The sequence below is a fragment of the Maritimimonas sp. 2304DJ26-3 genome (assembly GCF_056591635.1).
The window spans coordinates 524394-539479 of the sequence record NZ_JBWQOK010000001.1 but is presented as its reverse complement, the minus strand read 5'-3'; the positions used below and the strand labels follow the sequence as shown (position 1 = coordinate 539479).

General features: G+C 32.6%; 13 protein-coding genes. 4 read left to right on the top strand and 9 right to left on the bottom strand.

The features are described 5' to 3' along the window. The first annotated feature begins 86 nt into the window (after positions 1-86). Positions 87-2771 (top strand): TonB-dependent receptor, encoded by a 2685-nt coding sequence (locus tag AC1EUV_RS02515; protein ID WP_480197085.1) that lies wholly within the window; start codon positions 87-89, stop codon positions 2769-2771. Positions 2772-2920: 149 nt separating this feature from the next. Here the strand turns inward: AC1EUV_RS02515 and AC1EUV_RS02510 are convergent, their stop codons facing one another. Beyond that, positions 2921-3241, bottom strand: a complete 321-nt coding sequence (locus AC1EUV_RS02510) for a hypothetical protein (protein ID WP_480197084.1) — start codon at positions 3239-3241, stop codon at positions 2921-2923. Between the two features lie 169 nt (positions 3242-3410). On the opposite strand from AC1EUV_RS02510, the gene AC1EUV_RS02505 reads away from it, so the two are divergent. Beyond that, positions 3411-3743 carry a DUF6249 domain-containing protein gene (locus AC1EUV_RS02505; RefSeq protein ID WP_480197083.1) on the top strand — a complete coding sequence of 111 codons (333 nt, stop codon included), beginning with the start codon at positions 3411-3413 and terminating at the stop codon, positions 3741-3743. A gap of 135 nt (positions 3744-3878) precedes the next feature. Next, positions 3879-5702: a cation:proton antiporter gene (locus tag AC1EUV_RS02500; RefSeq protein ID WP_480197082.1), complete on the top strand. Its 1824-nt coding sequence runs from the start codon at positions 3879-3881 to the stop codon at positions 5700-5702. Here AC1EUV_RS02500 and lepA read toward each other — a convergent pair. Continuing rightward, positions 5699-7495, bottom strand: coding sequence for a translation elongation factor 4 (lepA, locus tag AC1EUV_RS02495; RefSeq protein WP_480197081.1), 1797 nt, complete (start codon positions 7493-7495; stop codon positions 5699-5701). The genes AC1EUV_RS02500 and lepA overlap by 4 nt on opposite strands. A 212-nt stretch (positions 7496-7707) precedes the next feature. On the opposite strand from lepA, the gene AC1EUV_RS02490 reads away from it, so the two are divergent. Further along, positions 7708-8646 carry a TIGR01777 family oxidoreductase gene (locus tag AC1EUV_RS02490; RefSeq protein ID WP_480197080.1) on the top strand — a complete coding sequence of 313 codons (939 nt, stop codon included), beginning with the start codon at positions 7708-7710 and terminating at the stop codon, positions 8644-8646. Positions 8647-8652: 6 nt separating this feature from the next. Here AC1EUV_RS02490 and AC1EUV_RS02485 read toward each other — a convergent pair whose 3' ends face one another. The 7 genes from AC1EUV_RS02485 to AC1EUV_RS02455 form a co-directional block, all read right to left on the bottom strand. After that, positions 8653-8967 carry a hypothetical protein gene (locus AC1EUV_RS02485; RefSeq protein ID WP_480197079.1) on the bottom strand — a complete coding sequence of 105 codons (315 nt, stop codon included), beginning with the start codon at positions 8965-8967 and terminating at the stop codon, positions 8653-8655. An 18-nt stretch (positions 8968-8985) separates the two neighbouring features. Further along, entirely contained in the window at positions 8986-9525 is a 540-nt protein-coding gene (locus AC1EUV_RS02480) for a DUF1697 domain-containing protein (protein ID WP_480197078.1), read from the bottom strand. Beyond that, the gene (locus AC1EUV_RS02475; RefSeq protein WP_480197077.1) at positions 9525-11546 is read right to left on the bottom strand and encodes a prolyl oligopeptidase family serine peptidase; all 2022 of its coding nucleotides are present in this window, start codon (positions 11544-11546) and stop codon (positions 9525-9527) included. The genes AC1EUV_RS02480 and AC1EUV_RS02475 overlap by 1 nt, the downstream gene beginning before the upstream one ends. Positions 11547-11580: 34 nt before the next feature. Further along, positions 11581-12327 carry a class I SAM-dependent methyltransferase gene (locus tag AC1EUV_RS02470; protein ID WP_480197076.1) on the bottom strand — a complete coding sequence of 249 codons (747 nt, stop codon included), beginning with the start codon at positions 12325-12327 and terminating at the stop codon, positions 11581-11583. Between the two features lie 20 nt (positions 12328-12347). Beyond that, on the bottom strand, positions 12348-13439 hold the full coding sequence (locus AC1EUV_RS02465; protein ID WP_480197075.1) for an alanine racemase: 1092 nt from the start codon (positions 13437-13439) through the stop codon (positions 12348-12350). An 11-nt stretch (positions 13440-13450) separates the two neighbouring features. Next, positions 13451-14773 carry a hypothetical protein gene (locus AC1EUV_RS02460; protein ID WP_480197074.1) on the bottom strand — a complete coding sequence of 441 codons (1323 nt, stop codon included), beginning with the start codon at positions 14771-14773 and terminating at the stop codon, positions 13451-13453. A 100-nt stretch (positions 14774-14873) separates the two neighbouring features. Further along, on the bottom strand, positions 14874-15065 hold the full coding sequence (locus AC1EUV_RS02455; protein ID WP_480197073.1) for a cold-shock protein: 192 nt from the start codon (positions 15063-15065) through the stop codon (positions 14874-14876). Positions 15066-15086 lie beyond the last annotated feature (21 nt).

Here is a 15086-nt window from a genome sequence, read left to right as displayed (position 1 = left end):
TATGATCCAGATTTTAATATACATCATTTTAACAATATTACAATTTTCGCTATAGCGGAATACCACTAAACTCTCAAAAAACATTAATGAATAAGTTTTTATTTGTGGTCATTTTTATGACTACTTGGGTGGCTACTGCTCAAATTACAGTTACTGGTACAGTAAAAGACAGTCTTGGCAATGCCCTTGAAATGGCTAATATTATTGCAATTAATCAAACCACCAATGAAATGGATTCACATGGGTTTACAGATGCAAAAGGTCGTTATAAATTGAATTTGTATAAGAATGCCAGGTACACTATTAAAGTAAGCTATATTGGAATGAAAACAGCAGAGATTAGTCTGCAAACCAAGGAAGTTGATATTGTAAACGAAGTTATTTTACAAGAAGATAGCACACTAGAAGAAGTAAACCTTACTTATAAGATGCCAGTTACTATAAAAGGAGATACGATAGTTTATGACGCCGATTCTTTTAAAACTGGGAGAGAGAAAAAATTAGGAGATGTTTTAGAGAATCTACCAGGGGTTGAAATTAATGATGAAGGAGAAATTAAAATTGAAGGCAAAACAGTAGATAAGGTAATGGTAGAAGGCAAAGATTTTTTTGATGGCGATTCTAAATTGGCTACCAAAAATATTCCAGCAAATGCCATCGATAAAGTAGAGGTATTGAAGAATTTTAACGAGGTAGGGCAATTACGAAGTGTAACCGATAACGAAGACAATATTGCACTTAATATTAAACTAAAAGAAGGTAAAAAGAACTTCTGGTTTGGCGATGTTAGAGTTGGTGGTGGCGATGGTAAAGATGAATCTAGGCATATCATTAACCCCAAATTGTTTTACTATAGCCCAAAATATAGTTTAAATGTGATGGCTAATGTTAATAATATTGGTGATGTTCCATTTACATGGCGCGACTATTATAAATTCACTGGAGGATTTGGAAACTTGGGAAATGGAGGTACAACTATTAATGTAACCGATGATCTTGGCTTTTTGGTAATGCGTAATAATAGAGCTAAAAATATAGAAGCCGAATTTGGTGCTTTAAACTTTAGTTATTCGCCAAAAAAGACTTGGGATATAAGCGGATTTGCTATCTATTCTGGCATGAAAACAGATATTGAACAAACGAGCGAACGCAACTATATCAATACTGATATTACAGAAACTACTAATAGTTTAACCAGACAAGAAAATAATCTAGGCTTGCTAAAATTAAGCTCAAGTTATAAGCCAAACAGCAACAATCATTTAGATTATGATGTTTTTGGTAAAATTTCTAAGCTCAGCCAGAATCAAGATTTTCTTTCGTCTGAACTCGGAGGAATTTTGGAGGAAAAAACACAATCACCTTTTTCTATCAATCAGAATTTAAACTATTACTATACATTGAGCGATAAACATATTTTTGCTTTAGAAGCACAGCACCTTTGGCAAGATGAAGACCCTTTTTATAATGCACAACTAGAGCAATTATCTTTTGCTAGTACGTTGAATTTAGACCTAGGTCAGAATCAATTTAATGTTTCTCAGAACAATCGTGTAAAAACCAATAAACTAGATACTAACCTAGATTATTACTATGTGATAAATGAGAAAAGTAATTTAAACGTGAGTTTAGGCACAACACAGAGTAATCAGAAATTTAACTCAACTATTTTTCAAATTTTAGATAATGGAAATCTAAATACTGATTTAGGGCAAAATACAATAAACAATATAGAATATACTTTTAGTGATTTGTATGCAGGTTTTCACTATAAGTTTGTCTCAGGTATATTTACATTTAATCAAGGAGCTACGTTGCATGGCTATTCAGCTAGAAATACTCAGCTAGGTGGTAAGTTTACTAATAAGTTTACCAAGCTATTACCAGACGCATTTGTAAAAGTAAATCTTAAAAAATCGGAGACTTTGCGCTTAGCCTATAATATGCAAGTAGGTTTTACGGATATTAATCAGTTGGCCGAGGGGTATGTACTAAATAATTACAATCAATTATATGCTGGTAACAGAACACTTGAAAATTCATTGTCTCATAATGTTAATTTAAACTACTCTAGTTTTAGTATGTTTAATTATACCAATGTATTTGCTTCTGTAAATTATAATAAACGAATAGATGGTATAAAATCTAATACAGAACAATTGGGTGTAGATCAACTATCTACTTCTATTAATTCTGCGTTTCCAGATGAAAGTATTTCGGCAAATGCAGATTTTCAGAAGAGCTTTAGAAAAGTAAAAGTTAATTTAGGCGGAAATGTGTCTTATAGTAAAAGCAATAACTTATTTACATCTTCTCAAAGTCAAGTAGCTGAAAATAGAGAATCAAAATCATTTACACAATCTTATCGAACTAAAATAAGTTCAAACTTTAGAAATGCTCCTAATTTTGATATAGCTTATACATTTATGGTAAATGATTATAACCAAGGAAACATCCAAAACAAATTTTTTACGCATAGCCCTTCTATAAATTTTGATGCTTATATTTTAAGAGATTTTATTTTCAATACAAAGTATACCTATAATAATTATAGAACTGAAGATAGAACCATTAATAACTATAGCTTTTGGGATGCACACTTAAGCTATCAAAAGAAAGATAGTAGTTGGGAGTTTAAACTAAGCGTTACTAATATTTTAGACACTAAATCACTAAATAGTGATAATACTGTTGAAAATGTATTGAACAGTACATCGACTTATATTGTACAACCGCGTTATGCTATTTTAAGTGTGACGTATAATTTGTAGAAGGTGTTTTTAGGGTTTCGCTTATCGTGTTCGTGTATGGTTTCGTTGCGTTAGCACTAAGTTAGCAAATAAAAAGAAACCCATTGTTCAGAAGCGAGAGAAATTCCGAGTAGGAATTTCCGAGCAATGAACTATACACGTTGTTGTGTTTAGTTTTTCATTCGACTCTTTAATTCGGTCAAATTTCCTTTCAATAATAATTCGTAACAAGATTCAACTTCATTCCAATTTTCCGCTACTTTTTTCAACTCATTTTCAGCAGTTCCGTCAAAATTTCCAATCATGGTCATATCTTTATGGACTTCGAGAATAACTTCATCAATTTCAGGTCCAAAAATTCCAACCCAAAATGCTCCATGTTCATCGTCCATTTTTGGTAATTCCAATATAGCTTTTCTAATATCAGATATAGTAACATTATCAGCTGAATCTCCTCCAGCTTTTTGGAAATAATTTTCTTCTACAATCATTTTTTTAAATTAAACACAACTCTAAGGATATGATTCGTTTTAATGATTTATATCCGACGATAAGCGCAAGTTCAAAGAAAAATTAATAAGAAACAAACTAAATATGTAACCATTTTTAAAAAGCTGTCGTCATAGGTAGTGTAAATCAGTAATAATTAAATCTAATATTATGGGAGAAGAGGTATTAATTCCATTAGCGTTTTTCGCATCTATTTTCGGAATTCTATATGTATACTTTACAGCACGCAATAAAGAACGTCTATCAATGATAGAAAAAGGAGCAGATGCTTCTATGTTCGCTACTAAAAGAAATTATGCAAATCTTACTTTAAAGTTTGGTATGTTACTAGTAGGTGTAGCCTTAGGTATTTTGGTAGGTTCATTAATCGATGAGTATACTACATTACCTGAAGAAGTAGGCTATTTTTCTATGATTTTCCTTTTTGGAGGTATTGCACTTATCGCTAATAGCGTTATGGAAAACAAAAGGAATCAAGAATAATTATAAGAAAACTAACCAGTTCTTAACTGTAAAAGCATCATTCGAAATTTTTTGAATGATGCTTTTCTTTTTATTAAACTTTCTTAATCTCACTAAGTTTAGCTTTAAATTCTTATTTTCACAAAAATTTGAAAAATGTTAGAGCTAGCAGGCATTATAATTTTAGGAATTCTAGCACAATGGGTTGCATGGAAATTTAAGATTCCTGCAATACTACCGCTAATATTAATTGGTTTATTAGTTGGCCCAATTGCAGCAGAGTTTTTATCATCTGATGGAACTAAATGGATTGAACCTATTTGGAATGGTGAAGAAGGTCTTTTCCCTGGCGAAGGTCTATATTATTTTGTTTCTCTGGCAATAGGTATTATACTTTTTGAAGGAGGCCTAACACTTAAAATGAGCGAAATTAAAAATGTTGGCCCGGTTATTACGAAACTCATATCATTAGGGTCAATAGTAACATTCTTTTGTGCGGCTATAGCAGTGCATTACATATTTAATTTAGATTGGGAATTGTCTTTCTTATTCTCTGCATTAATTATAGTTACGGGCCCAACAGTTATTACACCAATATTGAGAAATATTCCACTTAAAAAAGATGTTTCGGCAGTTTTAAAATGGGAAGGTATTTTAATTGATCCGATCGGTGCGTTGGTTGCTGTATTAGTATTTGAGTTTATTTTCGTTGGCGGCGGTGGTGGCTTTACCAAAACAGCATTGGTTGAGTTTGGTAAGATTGTTTTATTTGGATTAACCTTTGGGTTTACTTTCGCTCATGCATTCGACTTTTTGATAAAAAGAAAACTAATACCTCATTATCTAATAAATGTATTTGCCTTGGCAATGGTTTTGGGCGTTTTTGTTTTATCTGATAGCTTCGCTCACGAATCAGGATTATTATCAGTTGTTATAATGGGGATGGTTCTAGGTAATAGAAATGCTACCTACTTAAAAGAACTATTATATTTTAAAGAATCATTAAGTGTACTACTTATTTCTGTACTCTTTATTTTATTAGCTGCAAACATAAATTTCAAAAATTTATTATTATTAGCCAATTGGAAAACAGCAGCATTATTTGCTATAGTTATTTTTATAATACGCCCTTTAGGTGTCTTTTTAAGCACTACAAACTCTACCTTAAATACTAGTGAGAAACTTTTTATTAGTTGGGTTGGCCCGCGAGGTATTGTTGCAGCAGGTATTGCCTCATTATTCGGTAGTAAATTGATGGCCGAAGATGTTGTAGGTGCAGAATATATTACACCACTCGTTTTTATGGTTGTATTGGGTACAGTATTACTAAATGCTACAACTGCAAGAATTGTTGCAAAGGCTTTAGGAGTATTTCTGTCAAAATCAGATGGAATACTTATCATTGGTGCTAGTCAATTATCTCGTTTAATAGCCAACTATTTAAAAGATAATAATAGACATGTTGTATTAGTAGATAGTAATGCTAGCAACGTAGAAAAGGCGGTAGATTTAGGATTAGAAGCATCAAAAGAAGATATTTATTCTGATGACCTTTCGAATAATATTGAGTTGAATGATATAGGCTTTTTATTGGCTTTAACAGGGAACGCTGAAATTAATACCTATGCCATCAATAAATTTAAAGATCAATTCGGTGAAAATGGTAGTTTCCGTTTAATTACTTCTGCAGAAATGAATGACCCTGAAAGTAATCTAGAAGAAGGATTATTTTCTCATACCGATGATTATGTAAAACTTTCAGGTGTTGTAAGAGAGTTTCCTAAGATTCATGAAACCAAGATAGATTCACCTTCACATTATAGTGATTTACTAGAAAAAATCAGAAAAGATGAAAATAGTGTTCCATTATTTGTAAAAACAAAATCGGGTGATCTAGAAATTATATCAACTTCTAAAAACGGAATCGATATCCAAAAAGGGTATGAATTTGTTTATATGGGTAAAGCTATAAACGCCTAGTCGTTCAACTTTAATACAGCCATAAACGCTTCTTGAGGTATTTCTACATTACCAACTTGGCGCATACGCTTTTTACCTTTTTTCTGTTTCTCTAAGAGTTTACGCTTACGCGAAATATCACCACCATAACACTTAGCGGTTACATCTTTACGTAATGCTTTTGTGGTTTCTCTAGAAATAATCTTAGCACCAATAGCAGCTTGAATTGGTATATCGAATTGCTGACGAGGGATCAATTCTTTTAATTTCTCACACATTTTTTTTCCAATAGTTTGTGCATTATCTGCATGTATTAAAGCAGAAAGAGCATCAACAGGTTGTGCATTTAATAATATATCTACACGTACTAGTTTAGAAACACGCATTCCGATAGGCGAGTAATCAAAAGAAGCATACCCTTTAGAAACGGTTTTTAATCGATCATAAAAATCGAAAACAATTTCTGCCAAAGGCATATCAAAATTTAATTCAACACGTTCGGTTGTTAGATATGTTTGATTGGTAATTTGTCCGCGCTTTTCAATACATAAAGACATTACATTACCAACAAAATCAGACTTTGTAATTATAGATGCTTTGATATATGGTTCTTCAACTCTATCTAAACTAGAAGGATCGGGTAAATCTGATGGATTATTTACAATAAGAATTTCATCTGGATTTTTTCGAGTATATGCGTGATACGATACGTTTGGAACCGTAGTAATAACAGTCATGTTAAATTCACGTTCTAAACGTTCCTGAATAATTTCCATGTGTAGCATACCTAAGAAACCACATCGAAACCCAAATCCTAAAGCCGCAGAACTCTCAGGTTGAAAAACCAAAGAAGCGTCATTTAATTGCAGCTTTTCCATAGAATTACGAAGTTCTTCGTAATCTTCAGTGTCTACAGGATAAATACCCGCAAAAACCATTGGTTTTACATCTTCGAATCCATCAATTGCTGCTTCTGTAGGTTTTGCAGCATCGGTAATAGTATCACCAGCTTTTACCTCACTTGCTGTTTTTATACCAGTTATTAAATAACCAACATCTCCAGCACTAACAGATTTTTTAACAACTTGATTTAGTTTTAATGTACCAACTTCATCAGCAAAATACTCATTATCAGTAGCCATAAATTTAATGCGTTGCCCTTTTTTTATCTCGCCATTCATCACTCTAAAATAGGTTTCAACACCGCGATACGAATTATAAACAGAATCAAAAATCAATGCTTGTAATGGCGCATCTGGGTCTCCTTTTGGAGCTGGAACACGATCAATAATGGCTTCTAAAATGTTGTCAACACCTAAGCCAGTTTTTCCGCTAGCAGGTATCACTTCCGAGGCATCGCAACCTAACAAATCAACAATATCATCTGTAACTTCCTCTGGGTTAGCACTTGGCAAGTCAACTTTATTCAATACAGGAATGATTTCCAAATCATTCTCTAATGCTAAATATAAATTAGAAATAGTTTGCGCTTGAATGCTTTGCGCAGCATCTACAATTAGCAAAGCACCTTCGCAGGCAGCAATAGAACGAGAGACTTCGTATGAAAAATCTACGTGACCAGGTGTGTCAATTAAATTCAAGATATATTGTTCACCATTTAACTCATAATCCATTTGAATGGCATGACTTTTAATGGTGATTCCACGCTCACGCTCTAAATCCATATTATCTAGTAATTGATCTTGCTTTTCACGATCGGTAATAGTGTTGGTGTACTCCAATAATCTATCTGCCAAGGTACTTTTACCGTGATCAATATGTGCAATAATGCAGAAGTTTCTAATATTTTTCATTCGTCGTTTAACTATCGGCTTTTGAGCCCACAAAGATACTTAAATTAGTCGGTGCACAAAATAAGATTCGAGCTACAAAAATGCGTATTTTTGAATAGTTAAATTGCCTTATATTATGGAGTTAGGAAGATTTAAAAAAAGAAGAAAGTCTAATAGCAAAAGACCTCTTTTATTGATTATTGCTTTATTAATAGCTATTTATTTATGGCGAAATGCAGAAAGCATCTTGGCTCGATTCTTTTAAGATGAATATACTTATTACAGGAGCTACGGGTTTGGTGGGTACAGAATTGGTTAAACAATGTTTAGCTAAAAATTATACGGTTCATTATCTAACTACCAATAAATCTAAACAAGTCACTAAAGATAATTATAAAGGTTTTTATTGGAATCCCGCTACTGCGGAAGTAGATACAAATTGCCTTAACGGAATAGATACCATTGTTAATCTAGCTGGCGCTAGTATCTCGAAACGATGGACAAAGCCTTATAAAAAAGAAATTCTACAAAGTAGGATAGACTCGATTCAAACGCTATACAAGCTACTTTCTGAAAACAAACATCAAGTAACACAGTTCTGTTCTGCTTCTGCATTAGGTATTTATCCATCTTCATTAACAGAAAAGTATGACGAAACAGAGACTAAAGTTAATAAAGGATTTTTAGGAAAAGTAGTAAAAGCTTGGGAAGATGAAGCAGAGACCATTAAAGAATTAGGTATTTCTGTAAGTAAAATTAGAATAGGCATTGTTTTAGCGAGTAAAGGTGGAGCTTTAGAAGAAATGGCCAAACCCATTAAACAAGGTATTGGTGCAGCAATTGGTAGCGGTAACCAATGGCAGTCTTGGATACATATAAAAGATTTAGCAAAACTATTTTTACATATTATAGAAAATAAGTTAGAAGGGGTTTACAATGCAGTTGCCTCTAATCCGATAAGCAATTCTGAACTTACAAAAGCATTAGCTAAAAGCTTAAATAAATCTATTTTTCTACCCAATGTACCTGAGTTTGCTATTAAATTGGTCTTAGGCGAAATGGCAGCGATTACACTAGAAAGTCAGTATCTATTAAATGATAAGATTAAGAATACTGGATTTGAGTTTGAGTTTGAATTTTTTAATGATTCCATAAAAAGCTTTAATTTATAATCTTTTCTACTCTTTTTCATATGCATAAAAGTCATCAAATACAACCTCATTAGAATTAGAAGCTATTTCAAAGATTTGAATATAATGTTGAGTTTTTTCTTCACTTTCCCATTCCATTCCCTCTTCATAAGGAGTAATGAACTCAATTAAAACAGGGCTCAAATTTTTCATATTCAATTCATCTAAAACAGAATTTAATGCGGTTTGTACATCAAATGTTTTAATAAAAGCATAAACAAACCCTCCATTTAGTTTTTCATAATCTAGTGCATCCTTTTTATATACGTATTCGATACCACACCAATAAACTTTATCTTTCATTCTTTTATTTAATAAAATTTAACATGAAAGTTCAACCAACTTATTTACCGTTCTCCAATTACGTGTAGAAGCTCTTACTTTAAGTTTACTTTCAAAAAAATTATTGCTCATTTTAGCCTTATGAGCGCCATTGGCGGCATAATAAAAAATGACTTTGCCATCTAAAAGATATTCTTCTGGGCTATAGTCATAAGTGGCTAGTACATCAATATTTTCTTGTAAAGGTTGCTCTTGTAAAAACACCACATAAAATTTCTTTGGGTCCTTAGTCTCGTCTTTTTCGTAAGGGTTATTGGTGGTTGCATATTTTATCTGATCTGGAGTTAGTACAATTACAGTAATGTCAAAACCAAAATCATCTAACAATAGCTGATGAATTGTGTTTTCTAGTTTTTTAGAATCACTCTCGTTTGACTTAAAAACAATATTGCCGCTTTGTATATAGGTAACTACATCTGTAAAACCTAAGCCCTCAAAAGAAGCTTTAAGCTCTACCATTTTGATCTTTTTTTGACCACTTACATTAATACCGCGTAATAAACAGATATAGGTTTGCACTATTTCTTTCTATATTTTTCAAACCAAGCGAGTACATGATCTACTTTGGTAATTAATTGACTAGGCCGTCTAGCAATACCATGATATGCTCCTGGTATTTCTACTAGTGCAGTTGGTATTTTTCTAATTTTTAAGGCGCCGTATAATTGTTTGGCTTCAGATAATGGGGTTCGTAAATCAGATGTACCAACCATTACCAATGTTGGCGTTTCTATATTACCAACCAATGATATTGGCGAAAATTTCCAATAGGTTTCAAAGTTTTCCCATGGTTGACCTGGGTAACGATAGTCTGCATAGTAGAAATAATTATCAGCTACTAAGGTTTTACTAATCCAGTTCATTACAGGTTTTACCACAGCAGCAGCTTTAAAGCGATTGTTCTTGCCAATCATCCAAGCTGTCATAATACCTCCAGCACTACCACCAGTAACATACAATTCGTTTGCGTCAATATTACCCTTAGCAATTACAGCATTAACACCATCCATAACATCATTATAATCCTCGCCTGGATAATTATGATAGAGTAGGTTACCAAACTTTTCACCATAGCTCGTACTTCCACGAGGATTCGGATAAAAAACTACATAGCCTGCAGCAGCATATAATTGAATTTCTGGCGAAAAACGATCACCATAATTAGAAATCGGCCCGCCATGATTTTCTACTAGCAATGGATATTTTTTTGTAGCATCAAAATTGGGTGGATAGACGATCCAACCTTGAATCTTAATATCATCAACAGAAGAGTTATACCAAATTTCTTCTGTTTTACCTAAGTTTCTATAGGCTAAAATATCATCATTAAGGTGTGAAATAACCTGTGGTTTTTGCCCTTTAGAAACTACAGCAATTTCGGCCGGGTGATAAGGCGTTGCATATGTATATGCTATTTTACCAGTACTTGATATAGAATATGAACCACCACCATAAGGTCGACCAATTGCAGTACCTCCAACATTATCTGCGACTTTAGTTATTTTCCCCGAAAGGGTAGTGTAGCCTATTTTTGTATTTCCTTTATCATCATATTGAAAATAGACTCCTTTACCATCGGCACTCCAGGTTAAATTAGATTTACCACGATCTAGATTTGTGCTGATCATTCTTTTGTTAGAACCATCAACATTCATCAAATAAATTTTATTTACCTGGTAAGTTTGTATCTTATCATCAAAACCTAGATAGGCGATTTGTTTTCCATTAGGAGAAAGCGCTAAGCCAAAATCTGGTCCGTTTCTATCAGTTAAGGCATTTACTTTACCTGAAGCGATATCAATCGCATAAACTTCGGAATTTCTGGTTTCGTACTGCCAATCTTTATTTTGATTGCCAGAAAAGAATAAAAATTTGCCATCTTTTGACCACTGAGGAGTACCAAAATTAACATCACCACTTGAAATTTGTCTTGCAGAACCACCTTCGGCATTAATTACAAATAAATGTCTAAAACCTGGCTTGGTATAACCAGATCCATCGGCTTCATACTTTAACCTAGTCGTCACTCTTGGGTGATCTGCCCATTTTGCACCTTTAGGTTTTTTTGGAGGCTTTACTAAAGAAGGTTGTTTGCTATCAACTTTCATGGTAAAAGCTATATGTTTTCCGTTAGGAGACCAAGCAAGTCCACTAGGTGATTTTTCGAGCTGTGTCAGACGTGCTATTTTATTCGTTTTTAACCAATAAACAAAGATTTCTGAACCATTCTTAGTACTACTTGTGAATGCTATTCGAGTTCCGTCAGGCGACCATTTGGCATTCGATTCGTTTACATCGTTACTGGTTAATTTAGTGTGGTTTTGACCATTACTACCCATCATCCAAAGACTTGAAACTCGTTTATCATTCATAATGTCAAAACCGCTCCGTTGATAAACAATAGCATTGCCACTAGGTGATATTTGTGGGTTATTAGCCCACTCTAATTCAAAAACATCTAAATTTTTGAATACTGTTTTTTGTTGAGACTGAAGAGAAAAACTTGTAATAAGAAATAGGAGGAAAAATAAGCTGCGCATAGTTAAAAATTTATGGAGCCTAAAGTTAGGGAAACTAATCAATTTTGAAAACTCTTAAAAAGACAGGGAAATTAATAGTTTGTGTTTTTTCTTTCCATAAAGGAGTTAGTTGTTTAATAAAGTCTGGAACAGGGTTTTCACCCTTCGCATCAATATAATTCTGTACGCTTGACCATGAATTTAAATAGCCCTCTAAATGGTTGAGTGTCCATTGCGAGCTGATAGAAAATTGTTGCTTCACATTAATTTCTTGGAGGCCTAATACTACAGATTGATAATTAGTGTCTATATGTTTGCGCTCATCATTCCAATAGATTCCAACAGTTTTTGTGTAAAAATGATCTATGAGCTTGTCAATTTCGGGAGTAACTCGTAAAAGTCCATAACCCCAAACTGCCAACACGCCTTTAGGCTTTAGCACACGTTTTACTTCTTTGCCAAAAAACTTAAAATCAAACCAATGGATTGCTTGGGCAACAGTGATCAGATTAAAACTATTATCGAGAAAATTGGTTTGCTCAGCTCGCTGTAAGGAATAAAATATGTTCTCTTTTTTGATGGTATTTTTAAGTTGGTTTTCACTGATGTCTGTAGCATATACGTTTTTAAAATAATCTGCTAGTACTAATGCAGCTTGCCCGTTACCAGTGCCGCAATCCCAACAAGTATTTTTTTCTTTAACAAAGGATAGGATGTAATTGTATAGCTCAGTTGGATATGTAGGTCGAAACCTTTTATAGATTACAGCTTGTTTTGAAAATTTATCCTTTGATCTTTTCAAGATATTTAAAGTTTTGATTGCTAGAATCTAAATCTGCTAATTTTTTCACCCTCTAATGTTGTATAATTATCAAAAAGATTTGCTGTAGTACATGCGTGTACCGGAACTATTTTTATAACATCGCCAATAGCAATACCCTCAATAAATTCTGATGTTGCTTTAAGAATACCATGTTCTTGCGATATTTTTTTTAGGTAAACATCATTAATTATTTGGCCCCATCCAGTTGCTGTATTTTCAACAGCCTTGCCAAAAATTTTATTATCATTTTCTACTGTAAGAGCATCTGAAGCAAAATGAACACTACCACCATACACAATTACTTCTTTCTTTTCTTTATGAATAGCAACTACTGGACAAGCCATAGCAATAGCTATTTCATTTTGTTGACAAGCACCAATTTGTAACTGCATGATATCATAAAAAGTAAAAACACCAGGACGTATTTCATCAACCATAGAAAAATCTTTGGCCAAAGAACACGTTGGGGTATCTCCAACAGAAATTAATAGGTTAGGGTATTTTTTTTTTAAATGATCTTTTAATCGTAATATCTTGGTGATACTTTCTTTGTGAATATTTTCTATTTCTAATCTCGATCTGCATTTATAACTATGCCCCGCATGACCTAAAAACCCTTTAAACGAAATATTATTGCTTTCGTTAATTGTTTTTGAAAGATCGATTATGTTTTCAATGTCATTAGGCTCTAATCCAGCTCGGTTGTTACCAATATTTATTTTTATATATGCATTTACATTTGCAGATAGCTTGTTATCTAATAAAGTTGCAGCTTCAATAGATTCTAGTAAGATATTCAGAGTTATTTTAGAAGCTAAACGGTTAATTACCTCAATTTCTAAAATATTTACTGGAAAGGCAATTGTTATATCTTTCCAACCGCCTTGAGCAAAATAATTAGCCATTGCCACAGAAGAAACCGTAATTTTTGAAACTCCTTCTTCACGAAACCATTCACCAATCTCTAATGATTGATGTGTTTTAAAATGAGGTCTAAAATCAATATTATTTCTTCTGGCTTTATCGGCCATTTTTTTAATATTGGCTTTACATTTATTTTTATCTAAAAGTAGAGTAGGTTTGGTATACATTCTATGACAATTTATTCTTTAAAATGCCAAAAAGGAATAGTGGTAAAAGTACGAATAACCGTATCTTTTTTTCTGTAAACATCTCTTTTTATCTTTAATACATGCTTGCCTTCTGATAGGTTTTTAATATTTAAATAAGTCTCAAAGCCAAACTCTTTAGTACTGCTTTCTCCAAGAATAAAATCAGATTTGTATTGAGTGGTATCAATGAATACTTTATAGGTATTATTGAATGTTTTTATATATTCTCTCTTCAAACTATCTCTTTTGTTAAAATTGATTAATGTATTTGAAAAGGTAATCTGAGTGTTTAATCCACGTTGATCTTTTTCGGGCTTTAAACCTTTGTTTCTTTTAAACATTCTATCTTCGATAGCATCAGAAAAGACAACGAAAACTTTTAGATAAGAGTCTTTAATTACTTTTGAAGTGATAGCCACTGATTTTATAAACTCACCTTTTTCTGTAAGCATGTCTTCATAGTTCCTTTTATTCGCCATATAATCGTTAGAATTATGACTTTTCTTAAAGTAATTAGATTGCTTATGCTCTATAGATGTGCCAAACAATAATAGAATATAGATTGGTACTAAAACAAAACTTATTCGCTTACCAAACTTATTATCTAAAAAATTATAGACTAACGGTCTGTAAAGAAATGAAAGTGTTATAAAACTAAATAACCAGTACACAGGAAAGTAGATTTTAGAAATCCACTTTTTACGTTTTAAGAATCCTTGAGTTAAGAAATCGATAAAAGTTAAGACCATACCGAAAAGAATAAATAAAACTACAGGTATGCCAATGCCCTTTCCGATCCATCCTGGTAAATTGTCATTGTCAATTAGATATTTAATAGAGCCAACTAAAAATATTATGGTAAATGCAAAAGCTAATACATAGAAAATGAGTAGAAAAGAAATTGCAAAAATAACGCTACAATAATTTTCGAGCGTACCTATATACTTGTCAAAAGAGCCAATTTTTTTCTTTAAGTAATTAGTAAATTTTGGACTATACTTTAACTCCTCATAGTCAATATCTCCTGAAACATAGCGAAGACCTAAGGCTCCTATCCATAGTCCTCTTAGTATAACATGTAGTAAAAGGTTAAATAATAAAATTGCTATAGATATTGATACAAAGGTGTAAATTAACGCAGCATAAGTTTGATCATTATTTTTAGCCTCACTAGCGAGTATGTTTATAGGTTCATATGCGGTAAACAAACCGAATATGGCAAAACCAGAAATTAGAAGTTCTAATTGCCAGCTTTCTTCTTGAAGTTTTTGCAGTAATTTTTTAAAGGCAGGGTTATTAAAATCCTTACTCATAGTTAGTTGATTGATGGCCTAAGATACTAAGTTCTTAGAAATAAAAAAGCCTATCAAATTAATGATAGGCTTGTAATTGCAATACAGTAATAGAAATATATTATACTACTTTTACGTTTACAGCGTTCAGTCCTTTTCTGCCTTCAGTAAGTTCAAACTCCACAGTATCTCCTTCACGAACTTCATCGATTAAGCCAGAAACATGTACAAAATGCTCTTTTCCAGATTCTTCCTCGGTAATGAATCCAAATCCTTTAGAGTCATTAAAAAATTTTACGGTACCTCTACCCATGATAATAAAATAATAAATTAA